Annotated in this window: 19 protein-coding genes; 16 read left to right on the top strand and 3 right to left on the bottom strand. The window is 73.0% G+C overall.

Annotated features, from left to right (window positions below):
* Positions 1-17: 17 nt before the first annotated feature.
* The 8 genes from ACIA8R_RS00105 to ACIA8R_RS00140 are packed head-to-tail and all read left to right on the top strand — an operon-like array spanning position 18 to position 9,069.
* Positions 18-341 carry a PadR family transcriptional regulator gene (locus ACIA8R_RS00105; protein ID WP_189651648.1) on the top strand — a complete coding sequence of 108 codons (324 nt, stop codon included), beginning with the start codon at positions 18-20 and terminating at the stop codon, positions 339-341.
* Entirely contained in the window at positions 338-1,240 is a 903-nt protein-coding gene (locus ACIA8R_RS00110) for a hypothetical protein (protein ID WP_397035573.1), read from the top strand. The genes ACIA8R_RS00105 and ACIA8R_RS00110 overlap by 4 nt, the downstream gene beginning before the upstream one ends.
* A 34-nt stretch (positions 1,241-1,274) precedes the next feature.
* On the top strand, positions 1,275-2,159 hold the full coding sequence (locus ACIA8R_RS00115; protein WP_397035575.1) for a hypothetical protein: 885 nt from the start codon (positions 1,275-1,277) through the stop codon (positions 2,157-2,159).
* A gap of 7 nt (positions 2,160-2,166) precedes the next feature.
* Positions 2,167-3,876 (top strand): peptidoglycan-binding protein, encoded by a 1,710-nt coding sequence (locus ACIA8R_RS00120; RefSeq protein ID WP_397035577.1) that lies wholly within the window; start codon positions 2,167-2,169, stop codon positions 3,874-3,876.
* Complete coding sequence (locus ACIA8R_RS00125) at positions 3,869-4,546, top strand: ABC transporter ATP-binding protein (RefSeq protein WP_125641323.1); 678 nt, start codon at positions 3,869-3,871, stop codon at positions 4,544-4,546. The genes ACIA8R_RS00120 and ACIA8R_RS00125 overlap by 8 nt, the downstream gene beginning before the upstream one ends.
* Positions 4,546-5,724: an ABC transporter permease gene (locus ACIA8R_RS00130; protein ID WP_397035579.1), complete on the top strand. Its 1,179-nt coding sequence runs from the start codon at positions 4,546-4,548 to the stop codon at positions 5,722-5,724. Before ACIA8R_RS00125 ends, ACIA8R_RS00130 begins: the two co-directional genes overlap by 1 nt.
* A 31-nt stretch (positions 5,725-5,755) precedes the next feature.
* A complete protein-coding gene (locus tag ACIA8R_RS00135; RefSeq protein ID WP_397035581.1) occupies positions 5,756-7,009 on the top strand; it encodes a sensor histidine kinase in 1,254 nt (417 codons plus the stop codon).
* Positions 7,006-9,069 carry a sensor histidine kinase gene (locus ACIA8R_RS00140; protein WP_397035583.1) on the top strand — a complete coding sequence of 688 codons (2,064 nt, stop codon included), beginning with the start codon at positions 7,006-7,008 and terminating at the stop codon, positions 9,067-9,069. Before ACIA8R_RS00135 ends, ACIA8R_RS00140 begins: the two co-directional genes overlap by 4 nt.
* Here ACIA8R_RS00140 and ACIA8R_RS00145 read toward each other — a convergent pair.
* The gene (locus ACIA8R_RS00145) at positions 9,066-9,290 is read right to left on the bottom strand and encodes a hypothetical protein (protein ID WP_397035585.1); all 225 of its coding nucleotides are present in this window, start codon (positions 9,288-9,290) and stop codon (positions 9,066-9,068) included. The two genes, ACIA8R_RS00140 and ACIA8R_RS00145, sit on opposite strands and share 4 nt — an antisense overlap.
* Between ACIA8R_RS00145 and ACIA8R_RS00150 the strand changes: the two genes are divergently transcribed.
* The 6 genes from ACIA8R_RS00150 (at position 9,289) to ACIA8R_RS00175 (ending at position 14,922) form a co-directional block, all read left to right on the top strand.
* Positions 9,289-10,326, top strand: coding sequence for a sensor histidine kinase (locus tag ACIA8R_RS00150; RefSeq protein ID WP_397035587.1), 1,038 nt, complete (start codon positions 9,289-9,291; stop codon positions 10,324-10,326). The two genes, ACIA8R_RS00145 and ACIA8R_RS00150, sit on opposite strands and share 2 nt — an antisense overlap.
* A gap of 29 nt (positions 10,327-10,355) precedes the next feature.
* Positions 10,356-11,012, top strand: a complete 657-nt coding sequence (locus ACIA8R_RS00155; protein ID WP_357707043.1) for a response regulator transcription factor — start codon at positions 10,356-10,358, stop codon at positions 11,010-11,012.
* A 32-nt stretch (positions 11,013-11,044) separates the two neighbouring features.
* Positions 11,045-11,464 carry a hypothetical protein gene (locus tag ACIA8R_RS00160; RefSeq protein WP_397035589.1) on the top strand — a complete coding sequence of 140 codons (420 nt, stop codon included), beginning with the start codon at positions 11,045-11,047 and terminating at the stop codon, positions 11,462-11,464.
* A gap of 61 nt (positions 11,465-11,525) precedes the next feature.
* Positions 11,526-12,155, top strand: coding sequence for a TetR/AcrR family transcriptional regulator (locus ACIA8R_RS00165; protein WP_357707045.1), 630 nt, complete (start codon positions 11,526-11,528; stop codon positions 12,153-12,155).
* The gene (locus ACIA8R_RS00170; protein WP_397035592.1) at positions 12,152-13,504 is read left to right on the top strand and encodes an MFS transporter; all 1,353 of its coding nucleotides are present in this window, start codon (positions 12,152-12,154) and stop codon (positions 13,502-13,504) included. Before ACIA8R_RS00165 ends, ACIA8R_RS00170 begins: the two co-directional genes overlap by 4 nt.
* The gene (locus ACIA8R_RS00175) at positions 13,501-14,922 is read left to right on the top strand and encodes a pyridoxal phosphate-dependent decarboxylase family protein (RefSeq protein ID WP_397035594.1); all 1,422 of its coding nucleotides are present in this window, start codon (positions 13,501-13,503) and stop codon (positions 14,920-14,922) included. Before ACIA8R_RS00170 ends, ACIA8R_RS00175 begins: the two co-directional genes overlap by 4 nt.
* Positions 14,923-14,927: 5 nt before the next feature.
* Here ACIA8R_RS00175 and ACIA8R_RS00180 read toward each other — a convergent pair whose 3' ends face one another.
* Positions 14,928-15,164, bottom strand: coding sequence for a DUF397 domain-containing protein (locus ACIA8R_RS00180; RefSeq protein WP_397036515.1), 237 nt, complete (start codon positions 15,162-15,164; stop codon positions 14,928-14,930).
* Between the two features lie 3 nt (positions 15,165-15,167).
* Here ACIA8R_RS00180 and ACIA8R_RS00185 point away from each other — a divergent pair, with 3 nt between their 5' ends.
* Complete coding sequence (locus ACIA8R_RS00185; protein ID WP_357707052.1) at positions 15,168-15,773, top strand: TetR/AcrR family transcriptional regulator; 606 nt, start codon at positions 15,168-15,170, stop codon at positions 15,771-15,773.
* Positions 15,774-15,777: 4 nt separating this feature from the next.
* Entirely contained in the window at positions 15,778-16,266 is a 489-nt protein-coding gene (locus ACIA8R_RS00190) for a cupin domain-containing protein (RefSeq protein WP_397035596.1), read from the top strand.
* 3 nt (positions 16,267-16,269) lie between these two features.
* Here the strand turns inward: ACIA8R_RS00190 and ACIA8R_RS00195 are convergent, their stop codons facing one another.
* Positions 16,270-18,240 carry a family 10 glycosylhydrolase gene (locus ACIA8R_RS00195; RefSeq protein WP_397035598.1) on the bottom strand — a complete coding sequence of 657 codons (1,971 nt, stop codon included), beginning with the start codon at positions 18,238-18,240 and terminating at the stop codon, positions 16,270-16,272.
* Between the last annotated feature and the right edge of the window lie 55 nt (positions 18,241-18,295).

Raw genomic sequence — 18,295 nt, forward strand, 5'->3', positions numbered from 1 at the left:
GGAATAATGTCTCCCCCATGCCCAGGGGAACCTCAGAAGTCAGCGAGCCGATGTACTTCGTGCTCGCCGCGCTGCGTGCCGGCCCGCTGCACGGCCACGCGATCAGCAAGTCGGTCAAGGAGCTGTCCGGCGGCCGGGTCCAGCCCTCCGTCGGCACGCTCTACGGCATCCTGGAACGCCTGAACGAGCGCGGCGTCATCACCGTCGACCGCGAGGAGACGGTCAACGGGCGCAACCGGCGCTACTTCCGCATCACCGACGAAGGCCAGGCGCTGGTGGAGGCCGAGGCCAGACGTATGCAGGCGGCCGCCTCCCTCGTCCTGCGGCCGTCGGCCGGATGACGGCCCTCGGGTCGGCGCCGGCCGCGACCCCGCTCGAACGGCGCTACCGCAAGCTCATGCTCGCCTACCCCAGGCCCTACCGCGCGGCCCACGGCGACGAGCTGCTCGACGTGCTCCTCGAATCGGCCGCCCCGGGACGCCGGATCCCGGTGCCGCGCGAGGCGTGGGGGCTGCTCACGGGCGGCGTGCGCAGCCGGATCGTCCACCTGGCGAGCGGCAGCCCCTGGCGGGACGGCGTGCACCTCGCCGTCACCGCCGTCGCGGCGGCGAACCTGGCCGCGCTGCTGCCCTACGCCGGCACGCTGCCGTTGTGGACGCTGCTGTCGGCGCTCACGCTGCTGGCGACCGTACGGGGATGGCTGCGTACGGCGGCCGTGCTGACGCTCCTCACCGGGGCCAAAGCGGTGGCGCTGGCCGGCGGGTGGCAGCCGTTCGACGCGACCCTGTTGCCGGTCTATCCGACGTTCCTGCAGGACCGGCCGCTGTTCATGGACAGCGACCCCTACCTGGTCGCGGGCGGTTACGCGGTGGCGCTGGCCGGGCTGCTCGTGCTGCGGCGGGCGCCGCGCAGGAGGTCGTGGTGGTGGTGGGCGGCGGTCGTGGCGGCGGCGTGGGCGGGGCCCGAGTGGATGGAGGGCGGCGGCACGTTCCCGATCAGCCTGAGCAGGATGGCCGTGGAGGTGCTGGCGTTTGGGCTGGCGGCGGGGAGCGCCTACCTGGCCCGCGACCATCGCTGGACGCTCGCGGCGGGGATCTACATGACGATGGCGTCCGGCGGGCTGGCGCTGCACTCCGATGTGCTGACCAGGCAACACCTGGCCTACTGGGGGGTGCTCGTGCTGTTGCTCGTGGGGGCCGCGTTCGCACCCTTCCGCCAGCGGCGGCACTGCCTGGATTGACCATGCTTCGTTAAACGGAGTATGGTCTGCCGCCATGATGAGGAAGACACTCCCCGTCGCGCTGCTCGCGCTCGCCGTCCTCTGCGGCTGCGGGGGCGCCACCGAGAGCGCCGCACCCTCGGCCGGCTCGACCGCCGAGGGCAAGGAGGTTCAGCTCGAGGCGGCCAAGGCGGACTGCATGAAGCAGAAGGGCTTCAAGTACGTCGCGTACGTGACGCCGCACAAGCCGGGCACCGAGGACGACAAGAGCCGCATGCGCGGCAATTACCCGGCGATGAAGAAATATCGCGAAAAATACGGCTTCGGGGTCTTCGCCCAGCACGTCTATCCCAAGGAGATGGGAAGCACGACCAGCCTCGACAACGAGCCCAACCCCAATATGAAGATCCAGTCCGCGCTCTCCAAGGCGCAGCTGCAGGCGTACCGGAAGGCGCTGGACGCCTGCCAGGTCTCGGCGGCCAACAAGGTCCTCGGCCTGAAGCTGAAGTCGGCGGAAGACTTCTACGACGCGCAGTTCAAGGCCTCCGTCCGGGCCCGCAAGGGCAAGCTGAACACCGACCCCGAGCTGGTCGAGCTGGCCACGGCCATGGCCACCTGCCTGAAGGGCAAGGGCTACGCCGTCGGCGACACCGCGCCGGTCGCCATGGCCGAGCTGGGGCAGAAGACGTGGCTCGGCAACGAGGACAAGCTGGGCCGCGAGCAGATGGACGATGTGCCCGACGTGGCTCCCCCCGCCACGGACGACAAGGTGCCGATGTACTATACGCCGACGCTCACTCCCGAGCAGGCCAAGCCATATCTGGCCAAGGAGATCAGGGCGGCGCTCGACGACCTGGAGTGCGGCAAGGACTTCTACCCAGCCTTCCTGCCGAAGGAGCAGGCGGTCCAGGGGCAGGTCAGCGCCCAGTTCGGCATGTGACCACCTCATGAAGTCACCGCGCAAGCTCCTCGCCGGCATCGTCGCCGGAGTGGTGATCATCGCGGGCGCCGGCTGGGCCGTGGGCTCCCGGCTGCGCTCCCCCGCCGACGAGGCGGCGCGCCGCGCCGCGCCGCGGGCCTCGCTCGTCACCGCCGCCGTCGAGCGCCGCAAACTCGTCAGCACCGTCGTGGTCAGCGGCACGCTGGAGTACGGCTCGCCCCTGCCGGTCAGCCTGGCCGGGGCGGTCGGCGGCACGGCCGAGCAGCAGCGGGCCACCCGGGCGCCGCGCCAGGGCCGGCTCACGGAGGGCGCGGTCTTCCTGGAGGTAAACGGCCGCCCGGTGTTCGCGCTGCGCGGGTCCGTGCCGATGCACCGCACGATCGCCCCCGGCGGCAAGGGGGACGACGTCAAGCAGCTCCAGCGGGCGCTGCGCAGGCTGGGGTACGGCGGTCCCGTCTCCGGCGTGTTCGACCAGGCCACGATCGCCGCCGTCACCCGCATGTACACGAAGAAGGGGTACGAGGTGCAGCAGCCGACGCTGACCGACCGGCAGGCGTACGACACGCTGCGCAAGGCCGTACAGACTGCCCAGGAGACCCTCGCCGCCGAGAAGAAGGCGCTGGACCAGGGGCGCGACGTGCTGCCGCTCAAGATGAGGCTGGCCAACGCCAAGGCGGACCTGAAGACGGCGGAGCGCGCCCTCCAGGAGGCCGAGGCCCGGGTGGTGACGCCGGAGGACGAGACCAGGATGGCGACGGCGGAGGCGGCCGTGCGCGCGGCGCAGGAGAAGCTGGCCGAGGCCGAGCAGGCGCTGGCCGAGGCCAGGAAACAGCCCACGCCGGCGGCCACCGCCACCCCGCAGCCCACGGCCTCGACCGACACGAGCCTGCTGGAGCTGCGGGTCCGGAACGCCCAGGCCGATCTGGCGGCGGCTCTGGAGGCGCGCGAGCGGGTCGCGGAGGAGGCGCGGCAGGCCAGGGAGAAGAGCCTGGTGGAGCTGCGCAAGGCCGTACGGACCGCGAAGGAGGCCAAGGCCACCGCCGAGCAGGCGCTGCGCCAGGCCAGGCAGCTCTCCCCGACCAAGCTCAAGGTGACCAACGCCGGTAAGGACGTGGCGGCGGCCAAGGGGATGCTGGCGGAGTTCGTGCGTACGTACGGGACCTCCATCCCGCCCGGCGAGGTGGTGTTCCTGCCGAAGCTGCCCGCCCGGGTGCGCAAGGTCTCGGTCAAGCAGGGGCAGCAGGTCGAGAAGGAGGTCGCCACGGTGACCAGCTCGGCGCTCACGGTGACGGGGTCGGTGGAGGCGACGGAGGCCGAGCTGCTGCGCACGGGCATGGAGGCGGCCATCGAGCTCGACACGGGCAAGACGTACGAAGCGCGCCTCACCGCGGTCGGCGACCAGGCCAAGGTGCCCGGCGCCGAGGAGGCCAAGGACGGGTCGGAGCCCGTCCTGATCACGCCCGCCTCGATGAAGGGGCTCAAGCCGGGGACCGCCGTCACGGCGCGGGTGACGGTGGGGGAGACCAAGGAGCCGGTGCTGGTCGTGCCGGTGGCGGCCGTGATCACGGGGGCCGACGGGAGGGCCCGGGTGCGGGTCGAGTACGCCACGGACCAGACCAGGGACGTCGAGGTGCGTACGGGCCTGACCGCCGACGGGAACGTCCAGGTCACCGGGGCGCTCAAGGAGGGCGACCGGGTGGTGGTCAGCGGTGCCTGAGCCGGTGATCTCGCTGGCGGAGGTCAGCAGGGAGTTCGCCGCCGAACCGCCGGTCCGGGCGCTCGACCGCGTCACGCTCCGGGTGGACAGGGGCGACTACCTGGCCATCGTCGGCCCGTCGGGCTCGGGCAAGTCGACCCTCCTGAACGTGCTCGGCCTGCTCGACCGCCCCAGCTCGGGCAGCTACCGCCTCGACGGCACGGAGACCACCACCCTGCGCGACGGGGCCAGGACCAGGTTGCGCGGTGACCGGATCGGCTTCGTCTTCCAGTCCTTCCACCTGCTCTCCCACCGCAGCGTGGTCGAGAACGTCATGCTCGCCGAAACCTACGGCGGGCAGGCGCGTAAGGGCAGGCGGGAGCGGGCCCTGGCGGCGTTGGAACGAGTCGGCCTCGGCCACCGGACCGGGTTCGCGCCCGACCGGCTGTCCGGGGGCGAGCGCCAGCGTACGGCCATCGCCAGGGCCCTCATGGGCGCGCCGTCCCTGCTGCTGTGCGACGAGCCCACGGGCAACCTCGACAGCCGCAATACCGAATCGGTGCTCGGCCTGTTCGACGAGCTGCGGGGGCAGGGGATGACGCTCGTGGTCATCACCCACGAGCAGGAGGTCAGCAAGCGGGCCGGGCGCCGGGTGCGGATCACCGACGGCATCCTGGTGGAGGAGGAGTGATGCACGTACGCGACCTGTTCGGGGAGGCCATGGCCGGCATGCTCGCCCGGCCGGTGCGCTCGGCGCTCACCACGCTCGGGACCGTGCTCGGCATCACCACGCTGGTCATCACGCTCGGCGTGGCCGCCACCGCGGGCAACCAGATCGTCGGCCGCTTCGACGCGCTGGTGGCCACGGCCATCACGGTGGAGGTGCCGGAGTCGCCGAACACGCCGCTCGTGGAGTGGGACTCGATCGACCGGCTGACCAGGCTGCGCGGCGTCGAGTCCGCCGCCGCGCTGGGCGAGTCGGAGGACAGCGCGAACCTGTCCGTGCGCTCCAACGACATCGTGGACCCCACCAGGGTCACCGCGCAGTCGTTGACCGTGCTGGCGGCGACGACCGGGCTGCCCGAGGCGGCGCGCGGCAGGATGGTGCAGGGCAGGTTCTACGACCGAGGGCACATCGAGCGGCGCGACCGGGTGGCGGTGATCGGCGACCAGGCGGCCAAGCTGCTCGGCGTCGGCCGCCTCGACCGGGCGCCGGCCATCTTCATCGGCAAGCACGCGTACACGGTCATCGGCATCCTGGGCAACCTGCGCCGCGAGCGGAACCTGAGCACCGCCGTGTTCGTGCCGCCCACGGTGGGCAGGCAGTTCGGGCTGCGGAACGTCACCAGGGTGCTGGTCAACACGAGTCTGGGCGCGGCGGACCTGGTGGCCCGGCAGGCGCCCACCGCGCTCAGCCCGGGGAACGGCGACATCCTGCAGGTGATGGCCCCGCCCAGCCCCACCAGGGCGCGCGACCAGGCGCAGGACGACGTCAACGCGCTCTTCCTGATCCTCGGCCTGGTCTCGCTCGTGGTCGGCGCGGTCGGCATCGCGAACGTCACGCTCGTCACCGTGATGGAACGCGTGCCGGAGATCGGCCTGCGCCGCTCGCTCGGGGCGGCCAGGCGGCACATCGCCGCCCAGTTCCTGCTGGAGTCGACGCTGGTCGGGCTGGCGGGAGGCGTGATCGGCACGAGCCTCGGGGTGGTCACCGTCGTCGCCGTCTCGGCCGCCCGGGAGTGGACGCCGCTGCTCGACGTGCAGCTCGCGCTGGCCGCGCCGGTGGCCGGGGCGGTGGTGGGTCTGCTGGCCGGGCTCTACCCCGCGCTGCGGGCGGCGAAAATGCAGCCGGTGGACGCTCTGCGATAAGGGTCCCGCCACTTTATGATGTGCCCGACATATGGGGAAAAACGGCAGGCTGGTGCTGCTCAGGGCGGCCAGACCGCTGCTCGTCAAGGCCGCGGTCCTGTCCGGGCTGCGCGGACGCGAGCGCACGCTCGTCCTGCTCAACCGCGCCCTGGTCTACCTCGGGCTGACCGCCGTGGTCGGCGCCGTCTACTTCGGGGTCGGCGCGCTCGACGGCCTGCTCGGCTCGTGGTCCGACCTGATCGCCGCGCTGGCCGCGGGCGCGCTGTTCCAGCCCGTACGGCTGCGCCTGCAGAGCGCGGTGGACCGGCTGTTCAAGTGGGAGCGTGACCCGTACCGGCTGGCCGACCGGGTGAGCCGGAGCGTGCAGGAGGCCAGGGGGCCGGCCGAGGCCCTGGCGTCGGCGGCCCACGCGGTCCGGCTGGCCCTGGGGGCGCGCGGCGTCGGGGTCGAGGTCGTCCTGCCCGGCGGGCGGGTGCGCAGCGTCGTCGCGGGCGAGCTCGGCCCGTCCCCCTCGGTCGAACGCCTGGTCTGGCAGGGCAAGTCGATGGGCTGGCTGTCGGTCGCCGGCGAGCCGCGCGACCGGGCGCTGCTGGACATGCTGGCCAGGCAGCTCGCCGAGGTCGCCCACGCCGTACGGCTCAGCGCCGACCTGCAACGCTCGCGCGAGCGCATGATGGCCACCCGCGAGGAGGAACGCCGCGCACTCCGCCGCAACCTGCACGACGGCCTCGGCCCGACGCTGACGAACCTGGCGATCAGCGTCGACCAGGCCCGGCTCAGCCTGGCCAGTGACCCCGGCTCGGTCGAACCGCTGCTCAGCACGGCACGCAGGCGGATGACCGAGGCCATCGTGGACGTCCGCGACCTGGTCTACGGCCTGCGCCCGCCCGCCCTCGACGGCGCCGGCCTGGACGAGCTGGGCCTGGAGAGCGCCCTGCGGCTGCTCGCCGACGCCCCCGGCCCGAGGGTGGACGTGGTGGTCTCCGGCTCGCTGGCCACCCTGCCCGCGGCGGTGGAGGTGGCGGCGTACAAGATCGCGCACGAGGCGGTGGCGAACGTGCGCAGGCACGCCCGCGCCACCACCGCCCTGATCAGGGTGGAGCGGCGGGACGCGCTCTGGCTGACGGTGTCCGACGACGGGATCGGGCTGCCCGAGCAGCGCCGCCAGGGTGCCGCCCTGATGCGCGGACGGGCCGAGGAGGTGGGCGGCGTCTGCGAGCTGGACGTGCGCCCGGGCGGCGGCACCGAGGTCGTCGCGAGACTGCCGATCAGGGAGCCGCGATGACCCCCACACCCCCCAACGACCCGCCCCCCACCCCCACCGGTTCCGCGGCCTCCGGGTGGGAAGGCCGGGGTGGTCGGGCGAGGGGATGGCGGCGGGCCGTGATGGCGGCGGTGTGGGCGTCGGCGGCCGCCTCGTTGACGGCCGTGCTGGCGGCGGCGGTGCTGGCGGCGCAGGTCGAGGGGCTGGCCGAGACGCAGGGGCTCGACCCGATCGGGCTGCTGTTCCCGCTCGCCGGCGCGTTCCTGATCTCCCAGCGGCCCAGGCTGCTGTTCCCGTGGCTCATGTGGGCCACCGGCGTCGTCTGGTCGGCGTACTCGCTGCTGTTCTCGCTGACCGGCTGGATGTACTTCCACGCGCCCGGCCCGCTGCTGCCCTACGTCGCCTGGCCGGCCATCTGGTTGTGGCTGCTGGCGGTGCCCACGTTCACGGGGATCATGCCGCTGCTCTTCCCCGACGGGCGGCTGCCGTCCAGGCGCTGGCGGCCGGTGCTCTACGGCAACCTGACGCTCATGGTCGGGCACTCGCTGCTGCTCGGCCTGTCCCCCGACCCGTCGTTCGAGCTCGACGTGCCGGTGGGCAACCCGTTCGGGGTGGCGGCGCTGGGGAGGATCCCCGAGGTCGTGGAGTCGTGGATCGGGCCGCCGATGATCCTGTTATGCCTGCTCGGCGTGGTCTCGCTGCGCTACCGGTACAGGGCTGCGACGCCCGAGGTACGCCGCCAGATCACCTGGTACTTCTACGCCATGGCGATCTTCGTCGTCTACTGGATCGTCAGCGCGGGCACCCAGGACACCTTCATCCTCGCCGTACGGATCTTCCTGGCCGCGGGCATCCCCATCTCGATCATCGCCGCCGTCCTGCGCCACCAGCTCTACGGCATCCGGCTCATCCTCAACCGCACGCTGGTGTACGGCACGCTCGCGGTCGGCGCCGGTGTCACGTACTCGGTGCTCATCTGGGCGTCCAACAGCGTGGCGGGCGACTACGGCGCGGTGGCCGGGCTCGCCTCCGCCATGGTCACCGGCGCGGCCTTCCATCCCGTACGCCTGCGGCTCCAGCGCTCGGTGGACCGGCTGTTCAACGTGGAACGCGACCCGTACCGGGCGGCCGACCTGCTCAGCCGTACCGTGCAGCGGGCCGGCGACCCGGCGGGGGCGCTGGCCGAGGCCATCTCCGTCGTGCGCACGTCGCTGGGCGCCCGCGGGGTGGGCGTGGAGGTGCCGGGCGAGCCCGCGCTGTCGTTCGTGGACGGCGAGCTGGGCGCCCGCCCTCGGACCGTCGAGCTGACCTGGCACGGCGAGCCGGTCGGGCGGCTGCGGATCGCCGGGACGCGGCCGGGCCGCGAGCCGCTGGACGTCATGGCCAAGCACCTGGCCGAGCTGGCGCACGCCGTACGGCTGAGCACCGACCTGCGGGACTCGCACGAGCGGATCAGCGCGACCCGCGACGAGGAGCGGCGCCGGCTGGGCAGGGAGTTGCACGACGGCCTCGGCCCCACGCTGACCAGCGTGACGATGACCCTGGACGAGGCCCGGCGGCGGCTGGAGCGCGACCCCGAGGCGGTGGAGGAGCTGCTGGTCCGGGTGCGTGAGGAGATGACCAGCACGCTGATGTCGGTGCGCGAGCTGGTGGACGGCCTCCGGCCGCCGGTCCTGGACGAGCTGGGCCTCGCGGGCGCCCTCCGCGCCTTCGGTCAGGCCCCGGGCCCCAGCGTCGAGGTCACCGTGCCCCCGGCCGCCGACGGGTCCGAAGGGCTGCTCGACGGGTTGCCGGCGGCGGTGGAGACGGCCGCGTACCGGATCGTGCAGGAGGCGCTGACGAACGCGCGCCGCCATGCCCAGGCCACCTCGGTGCTGGTCACGCTGCGGCGGGAGGCCGGGGAGCTGCGGGTGTCGGTCGCCGACGACGGGACCGGGCTGCCCGACGAGCCGTCGCCGGGCGTGGGGCTGACGTCGATGCGGGAACGGGCTGCCGAGATCGGCGGCACCTGCGCCATCGGCCCGCGCCCAGGCGGCGGCACCGAGGTCACCGCCGTCCTGCCGTTCACACCCCCGGCCTAGTCGGTCAGGCCGGGGCGCAGCGCGAGGAGCGCGCCGAGGGTGGCGTACCCGATGACCAGGTGGAAGCCGCCGACCCAGTTCGAGACCGAGTCGCCGAACAGGATGTACGTCGGCACCGTCACCACGGCCCAGCTCTCGGCGATGAGCGGCCACCACCGCAGGGACCCGCGCCAGCGCCCGGTGAAGGCGATCTTGATGCCGATGGCCATCATGCCCAGCATGGACAGCACCTGGCTCTGGCGGGCGGTCCGCAGGCTGGTCCGCGGTTCCCGGGACGACCCGTACGCGGCGGTCTCGACGCTGGCCGAACGGCTGGAGCTGGCCACGGACCCGGACGAGCAGTTGCTCGCGGTGGCCACGACGCTGGCGGAGGCGTTCCGGCTGGCCTACGTCCGGGTGGAGATCGAGCGGCCGGGCGGCGAACGTTCCGTGGTGGAGCACGGGTCGCCGCGCGGGCCGTCGGTGTCGCTGCCCGTGGCCTACCGGGGCGAGACCGTGGGGCGGCTCGTGCTGTGCCGTACCGACCTGACGGAACGGGACCAGCGGCTGCTCGGCGACCTCGTACGCCAGGCCGCCGCCGCGGCGCGGGCCGTCGAGCTGAGCACCGATCTGCAACGCATCCGCGCCCGGCTCGTGCTGGCCCGCGAGGAGGAGCGCCGCAGGCTCCGCCGCGACCTGCACGACGGGCTCGGCCCGAGCCTGGGCGCGGTGGCGCTGCGCATCGAGGCGGCCCGTAACCTGGCCGGCAGCGCGCCCGAGCAGGCCGACCGCATCCTGGAGCAGACGGCCGCCGAGGTCGGCGGGGTGCTGGCGGACGTCCGCAGGCTGGTCCACGACCTGCGCCCGCCCGCGCTGGACGAGCTGGGCCTGCTGCGCGCGATCGAGCAGCAGGCCGGACGGTTCCGCACCGCCGCCCTGGACGTGCGCGTCACCGGCGACGGCCCGCTGGACGCGCTGCCCGCGGCGGTGGAGGTGGCGGCCTACCGTATCGTGTCCGAAGCGCTGGCCAACGCGGCCAGGCACGCGGGCGCGGCACGCTGCGACATCACGCTCACCGCTCGGGAAGGGACGCTTGAGGTGGCGGTACGTGACGACGGCGCGGGCATCGGCCCCGAGGTGGCGGCGGGGGTGGGCATGCTCTCGCTGCGCGAGCGCGCGGCCGAGCTGGGCGGCGACTGCCAGGTGACGTGCCCGCCCGGCGGCGGCACCCTGGTCCTGGCCCGGCTGCCGATGCGGGTGGAGGCCGCCGATGTCTAGCCAGGAGCCGAGACGGGTGGAGGCCGCCGATGTCTGACCAGGAGCCGATCAGGGTCCTGCTGGCCGACGACCACCCGGTCTACCGGGACGGGCTCGCGCTGCTGCTCGGCTCGATCCCCGGCATCGAGGTGGCCGGCACCGCCGCCGACGGCCCCGAGGCGGTCGAGCGCGCCGCCGACCTCCAGCCGGACGTGGTGGTGATGGACGTGCGCATGCCGGGGCTCGACGGCATCGAGGCCACCCGGCGCATCGTGGCCGACAGCCCGCACGTCGCCGTCGTCGTGCTGACCATGTCGGAGGAGGACGCCACGCTGTTCGCGGCGATGCGCGCGGGGGCACGCGGCTACCTGCTCAAGGGCGCCGGCCAGGGCGAGATCGTACGGGCGATCACCGCCGTGGCGCACGGCGAGGCGATCTTCGGCCCGGCGGTGGCGCTGCGGGTCGCCGAGTTCTTCCAGGGGGCCGCCTCGACGCCCGGCGACCCGGTCTTCCCGCAGCTCACGCCGCGCGAGCGGGAGATCCTCTCGCTGGTGGCGGCGGGCCGTTCGAACGCGCAGATCGCCTCGGCCCTGTTCCTGTCGCCGAAGACCGTACGCAACAACGTCTCCAACATCTTCGCCAAGCTGCACGTCGCCGACCGCGCCGAGGCCATCGTCCGCGCCCGCGACGCCGGCCTCGGAAGGTGAGCCGTTCGGGTCCTGGGTACGTCATAGAGGGTATGAAGATCTGGCGAATCGTACTGCTGCCCGCGCTCGCGCTGGCCGTCACGGCCTCCGCGCTGCCCGCCGAGGCGGTGACCACGCAGCGTAAGGTGCTGGTCGACCTGCGCGAGGAGGGCGGCTTCGCGGGGCTGCAGAACCGCGTGACGGTCTACACCGACGGCTGCGTGCGGCTCAGCCGCCGTACCGGGCCCGTGGTGGCCAAGTGCCTCACGGCCAAGGAGGAGCGCCAACTGCGCGGCTACCTCAAGGAACTGAAGATCGGCCGGTCCGAACGCCCGCCGCAGGGCGCGGACTTCCTCAGCTACACGCTGGCGTACAAGGGCCATCGCGCCACCCGCTACACACTGCCCCGCACCTGGAAGCCGGTCGTGGCGCACCTGGACAAGGCCCTCGTCAAGTACTGGGCGCCGGACTGACCCGAAAGCCTCTCCATCAAGCGATTGACCAATAGGCGCGGACGGAACTACGGTCGGTCGTATGAGACCTGCCGACGGCGGACAGCCGGCCGTGATCCTCAAGGCGGCCACGCAGCTGTTCGCGGCGCTCGGCTACGACGGCACCTCGACGCGCCAGATCGCCGACGCGGCGGGGATGAACATCGCCACCGTCAACTACCACGTGGGCGGCAAGCGGGAGCTGTACCTGGCCGTCATGGAACGGGCGCACCGGGCGGAGAAGGCGGCGCTGGACAAGGCGCTCGCCCGCCTGCCCGGTGGCGACCCGGTCGCCTCCATCCACGGCCTGGTGGACGACTACCTCGACTTCTGCGTGGACAACCCGGAGATCCCCGCGCTGTGGATGCACCGCTGGCTCTCCGACGCCGGCGACATCACCGAGCTGGAACGCCAGTACGTCCAGCCCCTGGTCTCCGCCGTGACCGGCGCGCTGCGCCCGGCGGTCGAGGCCGGCGTGATCGACGGCACGGTCGACCTGGAGTACGCCATGTGGACGGTCATCTGGTCGATCCACGGCTTCGCCAAGGGCGGCGTGCTCGACGCCGAGGGCTGCCGCCGGGGCGCGGGCGACCGGGCCGCGCTCCGCCGCTTCCGCGCCCACCTCCACCTCACCCTCCACCGCACCCTCGCCCTCCCCGGCGACCCGCGATGACGGCGACCGACGTCGGCCGGCTCGGGCGTGGCCGGCTGCTCGGCTACGGCGTCGGCTCGGTCGGCACCGGCGTGTTCTCCGCCGTCCCCGGCCTGCTGCTGCTCTATTACCTGACCGACATGCTCGGCGTGCCCGCCGCCGTCGCGGGCGCCGTGCTGGTCGCGCCGAAGATCTGGGACGTGCTGCTCAACCCGCTCGTCGGCGCCGCCAGCGACCGGGAAGCCGTGCGCACCGGCCGCCGGACGCGGCTGCTGGCGGTGGGCGCGGCCACGCTGCCGGTGGCGTTCGCGCTGATGTTCGCCGTGCCCGGCGGCATCTCCGGCGGCATGGCGGGGGCGGTGTGGCCGGGCGTGGCGTTCCTGCTGGCCGCGACCGCGTTCGCGTGCTTCCAGGTGCCGTACGTGGCGCTGCCTGCGGAGATGTCGGCGAGCCCGGCCGAGCGGACCCGGGTCATGTCGTGGCGGGTGGTCTGCCTGACCGTCGGCATCCTGGTCGCGGGCGGCCTGGCACCCGCCGTCGTGGACCTGGCGGGCGGCGGCCGGCCGGGGTACGCGGTCATGGGCGTCGCGATCGGCGCCGTGATGGCCGCCGCCCTCGTGGCCGCCACGCTGGGCACGCGGTGGGTGTCGTCGCGTCCCGGCCCCCGGCAGCTCGGCCCGGCGGCGGCCTTCCGCCTGGCCCGGGGTAATCGCCCGTTCTTCGCGCTGCTGGCGGCGTTCGTCACGCAGGCGCTCGGGGTGGCGGTGATGCTGGCGGGCGCGCCGTACGTGGCCTCGTACCGGCTGGGCGACTACGGGCTGACCTCGGTGATGTTCGTCTGCCTGGTGGGCCCGAGCATGCTCGCGGTGCCCGGCTGGGCCCGGCTGGCCCGCGTGTACGGGACCGTGCGCTGCTACCTGGTCGCCTCGGCCGGGTTCGCCGTCGTGGCGCTGGCCCTGGTCCCCGCCATCGCGGCAGGCAGCCTGGCCGCCACGCTCGCGCTGACGGCGCTGGCCGGGGTCTGCTACGCCGCGCTGCAACTGCTGCCGCTGTCGCTGCTGCCGGACACCGTGCACGCCGACGCCGCCCGTACCGGCCACGCGCAGGCCGGGGCGTTCACCGGGCTGTGGACGGCGGGCGAGACCGCCGGGCTCGCCCTCGGCCCCGGCCTGTTCGCGCTGGTCCTGGCCCTGTCGGGGTTCGTCTCCGCGCCCGTGGAGTCACCCGTCGCCCAGCCGTCCGGCGCGCTGACCGGGCTGCTGCTCGGCTTCACCGCGTTGCCCGCCGTACTCATGCTGATCAGCCTGCCGTTCGTCGTCCGGTACGGACGGCTCGCCCTCGCCCCCGCGCTCGCCAAGGAGACCGTGTGACCCTCCCCCTGTCCGGAAGAACCACCGAGGACCTGCTGGCCGAGGTCGCCAGGATGAAACAGCACGACCTGCCGGTGCGGGGCGGGCAGGTGACCGCGTACGTGTACGACACCGGCCGGGCGGAGGTGCACGAGGCGGCGGCCCGCGCGTACTTCGAGATGCTGGAGGTCAACTGCCTGGACCCGACGGCGTTCCCCAGCATCGTCGAGATGGAGAAGCAGGTCGTGGGCGCGGTCGCCGAGCTGCTCGGCGGCGGCCACGGCATCTTCACCAGCGGCGGCACCGAGTCCATCATGCTGGCCGTCAAGGCCGCCCGGGACGCCGCCGGACGGGCCGCCCCCAACCTCGTGCTGCCGGTGACCGCACATCCGGCCTTCCACAAGGCGGCCCACTACCTGGGCCTGCGGGTCAAGGCCGTGCAGGTGGACCTGGAGACGTACAAGGTGCGGGTGGAGGACGTCGCGGCGGCGATCGACGAGGACACGGTCCTGGTGGTGGTCTCGGCGCCGTCGTACCCGCAGGGCGTGATCGACCCGGTCGCGGAGGTCGCCGCCGTGGCGGCCGAGGCGGGCGTGGCCTGCCACGTGGACGCGTGCGTGGGCGGCTGGCTGCTGCCGTGGCTGCGGGAGGCGGGGGCCGACGTGCCGCCGTTCGACCTGTCGGTGCCGGGGGTCACGTCCCTCTCCTGCGACCTGCACAAGTTCGGCTACGCGCCGAAGGGCGCCTCGGTGGTGCTGTTCGCCGACCCGGCGACGCGGCGGAGTGCGTACTTCGCCTCGGCCGCCTGGCCCGGCTACACGATCATCAACGCCACCGTGCAGAGCTCCAGGTCGGCCGGGCCGCTCGGCGGCGCGTGGGCCACCCTTCAGGCGCTCGGCCGGGAGGGGTACGTCGAGCTCGGCCGCGCCACCCTCAAGGCGGCGGCCCGGCTGCGGGAGGGCATCGCCGCGATCCCCGGACTGCGCGTCCTGGGCGCGCCCGAGTCCTCACTGGTGGCCTTCGCCGGGGACGACCTCGACGTGTTCGTGCTGGCCGACGCGGCCCGCGAGCGCGGCTGGTTCCTGCAACCACAGCTCTCCTACGCCGGGATCCCCGCGAACCTGCACGTCACGGTCACCGGCGTGACGCTGAACGGCGTGGAGGCGATGCTCAGGGTGATCGCCGACGCGGCGGAGGCGGCCCGGCTGCGCGGCCCCGCCGTGGTGCCGGACGGCCTGGTCGAACTGATCACCGGCCTCGACCTGGACGCCCTGGACGACGCGACCTTCGCCGAACTGGCCGCCTCGGTGGGCGTGGACCTGCGTCCTGGCGCGGGCCAGCCGGGGATGGCGGTGGTCAACGCCGTCCTGGACGCCCTTCCGGCCGAGACCAGGGAAGCCCTCCTGCTCCGCTTCCTGTCGGTGATGTACGCCTCCTGACGGGCTCAGGACAGGTCGAACTCCCCCTTGGCGGCCCCGTCGAGGAAGGCGAGCCATTCGTCCCGGGTGAAGGCCAGAACCGGGCCTTCACCCTGATCCTTGGTGTCCCTGACGAGAACGCCGTTGTCCGGCCGCCGCTTGCACGGTTCTAGCGGGCGCCTCAGTGGCGCGTCATTTCGACACCTGGGTTGCGTAATGGATCTGCCTCCGGTTACGCTACTCAGGTAGCGAAAAGGAGGCAGGGCATGGTGGGACGGCCGCGCAGGAGTGACGTCGACGAGAGCGTGATCAAGGCCGCCACCGAGCTGCTGCTCACCCGCGGCTACGCCGGCCTGTCGCCCGACGAGGTCGCCGAGCGGGCCGGCATCGCCAAGACCACGCTCTACCGCCGCTGGCCGACCAAGGACCACCTGGCCCTGGCCGTCGTCAACCGACTCCAGGACCATGACGAGATCACCGACACCGGCGACATCCGGCGCGACCTGCCCGCGTACCTGGAGAAGATCGCGGCCGGGCTCAACCGGATGCGTGCGGCGGGCCGCGCGCCCGGTGACGAGGACGCGTCGGCGGGCACGGTGGCCGAGCTCGTGGCCGCCGCCGCCCGCCACCCGGACGTCGGCGAGCTGGAACGCCAGATGTACGCCCGCCGCAACACCCTGGCCCGCGCCCTGCTCGAAAAGGCCAGGGACCGCGGCCAGCTACGCGCCGACCTCGACGTCGAGGCCCTGTTCGACCAGCTCGCCGGGGCCCTGTACTACCGCGTCCTGATCACCGGCCTGCCCGTCGACCGCGCCTACGCCGAACGCCTCGTGGACACCGCCCTCCGCGGCGCCACCCCTGAGAACGGATAACACCATGTCGCTCATCGACCCCCGCACCACCGCCGTCATCCGCTCCGTCGACGCCGAGATCATCGGCGGCCCGCCCAGTACGGGCCGCATGCTCCTCGACTCCAGCGCCACCGGCGGCGCCCTGAGCACCATGCGCATCACGCTCGGCGAGGGCGCCGACGGCGCGGTCCCGCACACGCACACCACCGCCTCCGAGATGTTCTACGTCCTGGACGGCCGGGTGCAGGTGCTGTCCGGCGACGAGGTGATCACCCTGGAGCAGGGCGACGTGGCCGTCGTGCCGCCGGACGTCGCCCACGCCTTCGGCGCGGCCCCCGGCACCGAGGCGGACCTGCTGATCGTCATCACGCCGGGCGTCGAGCGGTTCGAGTACTTCCGCCTGCTGGCCCGGCTGAAGACCGGCGAGGCCACGCTCGAAGAGCTGCTGGCCTCGCAGGACCGCTTCGACAACCACTTCCTCGACAGCCCGGCGTGGACGAAGGCCCGCTCCTGAGGGTCAGACCTTGGTGATCCGGACGGCGTCGGCGATCACGTAGCCGGTCGCCGAGGTCCACCGGCTCACCCCGACCACGTTGTACGTCCCGGCCGCCAGCGTGTACGTCCCCAGCACCCGCCATGACCCGCCGCCAGTGCGCTGGTCCACGTTCACGGTCTGGTTGCCGCCCGAGGCCGCCACGATGTGCGGCGCGGAGCCGTTGTACCCCGCGTTGGCCGGATACCAGACCTCCACCCGGTAGCTGCCCGCGCTCGGGATCGCCGCCCGGAACCAGGCCGGATCGCTGGCCGCGACCGGGTCGGCGAAGCGGTAGTCGGCGCCGTGCGCCTGCGTGGAGTAGGACGAGGTGCCCCAGGACGCGGAGGCCGTGAAGCCCGCGTCGGCGTTGTCGATCACGACGCTGAAGCCGCCCGTGCCGCCCGTCGCCCGGCCCGCGCTCGGCGCGCTCTCCTGGTGGGTCCTGCTCAGCGCGGTCACGTAGTAGGTGGACGCGCCGCCGCCGGGGTCGGTGTAGGACGTCTGCCTGGTGGTGGCGATCAGGTTGCGGGCGTCGGCGAAGAAGCACGGATCGGCCGAGGGCGGCGCGCCGGCCACGCGGTAGACCGCGTACGCCGTGCCGGAGCCGGTCCAGGCGAGCTGGACGCCGTTCGAGCCCGTGGTGGCCGAGGTGATCGTGGGCGCGGCGGGCGCGGCCCCGGAGCCCCGGGCGGGGAGCAGGGCGGGCTTGGCGTAGTGGTCGGTGACGAGCTTGGTGATCGCCCCGATCCGGTCGGCCTTGACGTCCTTGGCGCTGAAGTAGACGTCACCGGCGATCTCAGGGTGTTTCCTGTTGTCGTACAGGTGGTCGCTCAGCTCGGCCGGGTCCTGCCAGGCGGCCTCCTGCCCCGAGGCGCCGGCCCGGTACGCGGCCTGCCCCACGACGAGCTGCACGCCGGTGCCGCGCACGACGTCCGACCACCACGCGGTCAGCACCTCGTAGGCGGCCGTGGAGAAGCCGATGTGCCAGTAGATCTGTGGCGCCAGGTAGTCGATCCAGCCCTGCTTGACCCATTGGCGGCTGTCGGCGTAGATCGCGTCGTACGACTGGAGACCCGACGTACGCGAGCCGAGCGGGTCGGTCGAGGAGTTGCGCCAGATCCCGAACGGGCTGATCCCGAACGACACCCACGACTTGGCGGTGTGGATGCGCTGGCCGAGCTCGCGGACGAGCAGGTTGACGTTGTCGCGCCGCCAGTCGGCGATGTTCGGGAACGCGCCGCCGTACTGGGCGTAGGCGGCCGAGTCGGGGATGGCCTGGCCGCTGACGGGATAGGGGTAGAAGTAGTCGTCGAGATGCACGCCGTCCACGTCGTAGCGGGTGACGGCGTCCATGATCGCGTCCTCGATGAAGTCGCGTACCGCCGGGATGCCGGGGTTGTAGTAGAGCTTGCCGCCGTAGGCGAAACGCCAGTCGGGGTGCTGCCGCGCGGGGTGCGTGGAGATCAGCTTGGACGGGTCGTCGTTGTTGGCCACCCGGTACGGGTTGAACCAGGCGTGGAACTCCAGGTTCCGCGCGTGGGCCTCGCTGACCATGAACGCCAGCGGGTCGTAGCCGGGGTTCGTCCCCTGGGTGCCGGTCAGCCATTGCGACCACGGCTCGTACGGGGAGGGCCAGAACGCGTCCGCCGTGGGCCTGACCTGCACGATCACGGCGTTCATGCGCTTGGCGACGGCCAGGTCGAGCCAGGCCCGGAACTCGGCCTGCTGGGCGGAGACACTGAGCCCGGTACGGCTCGGCCAGTCGATGTTGGCGACCGATGAGATCCACATGGCCCGGAGCTGCCGCTTGGGCGTCGCGGGGTCGGTCGCGCAGGCGGCTGCGGAGGCGACTGCGGAGTCGGAGGTGGGGGCTGCGGAGGCGGGGGCGGGAGCCACGGCGGCGACGACGGCGACGGTGAGCGCCGCCAGGACGGTACGCAGGAGCGCGGTCACGAAAGGAAGTTTCAGTCCCCCGACCGCAGAGCGCAATAGTTTTCAGGGGCCCAAC

This window comes from Nonomuraea sp. NPDC051191 (genome assembly GCF_044455665.1).
In the GTDB taxonomy this organism is placed as follows: Bacteria; Actinomycetota; Actinomycetes; order Streptosporangiales; family Streptosporangiaceae; genus Nonomuraea.

Excerpts from the sequence above, each read along its gene's own strand:
- ACIA8R_RS00145 (WP_397035585.1), bottom strand. The coding sequence starts at position 9,290 with ATGCTGGGCATGATGGCCATCGGCATCAAGATCGCCTTCACCGGGCGC.
- ACIA8R_RS00155 (WP_357707043.1), top strand. The coding sequence starts at position 10,356 with ATGTCTGACCAGGAGCCGATCAGGGTCCTGCTGGCCGACGACCACCCG.
- ACIA8R_RS00170 (WP_397035592.1), top strand. The coding sequence starts at position 12,152 with ATGACGGCGACCGACGTCGGCCGGCTCGGGCGTGGCCGGCTGCTCGGC.
- ACIA8R_RS00150 (WP_397035587.1), top strand. The coding sequence starts at position 9,289 with ATGGACAGCACCTGGCTCTGGCGGGCGGTCCGCAGGCTGGTCCGCGGT.
- ACIA8R_RS00120 (WP_397035577.1), top strand. The coding sequence starts at position 2,167 with ATGAAGTCACCGCGCAAGCTCCTCGCCGGCATCGTCGCCGGAGTGGTG.
- ACIA8R_RS00115 (WP_397035575.1), top strand. The coding sequence starts at position 1,275 with ATGATGAGGAAGACACTCCCCGTCGCGCTGCTCGCGCTCGCCGTCCTC.
- ACIA8R_RS00185 (WP_357707052.1), top strand. The coding sequence starts at position 15,168 with ATGGTGGGACGGCCGCGCAGGAGTGACGTCGACGAGAGCGTGATCAAG.
- ACIA8R_RS00130 (WP_397035579.1), top strand. The coding sequence starts at position 4,546 with ATGCACGTACGCGACCTGTTCGGGGAGGCCATGGCCGGCATGCTCGCC.
- ACIA8R_RS00135 (WP_397035581.1), top strand. The coding sequence starts at position 5,756 with ATGGGGAAAAACGGCAGGCTGGTGCTGCTCAGGGCGGCCAGACCGCTG.
- ACIA8R_RS00190 (WP_397035596.1), top strand. The coding sequence starts at position 15,778 with ATGTCGCTCATCGACCCCCGCACCACCGCCGTCATCCGCTCCGTCGAC.
- ACIA8R_RS00110 (WP_397035573.1), top strand. The coding sequence starts at position 338 with ATGACGGCCCTCGGGTCGGCGCCGGCCGCGACCCCGCTCGAACGGCGC.
- ACIA8R_RS00165 (WP_357707045.1), top strand. The coding sequence starts at position 11,526 with ATGAGACCTGCCGACGGCGGACAGCCGGCCGTGATCCTCAAGGCGGCC.
- ACIA8R_RS00140 (WP_397035583.1), top strand. The coding sequence starts at position 7,006 with ATGACCCCCACACCCCCCAACGACCCGCCCCCCACCCCCACCGGTTCC.
- ACIA8R_RS00105 (WP_189651648.1), top strand. The coding sequence starts at position 18 with ATGCCCAGGGGAACCTCAGAAGTCAGCGAGCCGATGTACTTCGTGCTC.
- ACIA8R_RS00160 (WP_397035589.1), top strand. The coding sequence starts at position 11,045 with ATGAAGATCTGGCGAATCGTACTGCTGCCCGCGCTCGCGCTGGCCGTC.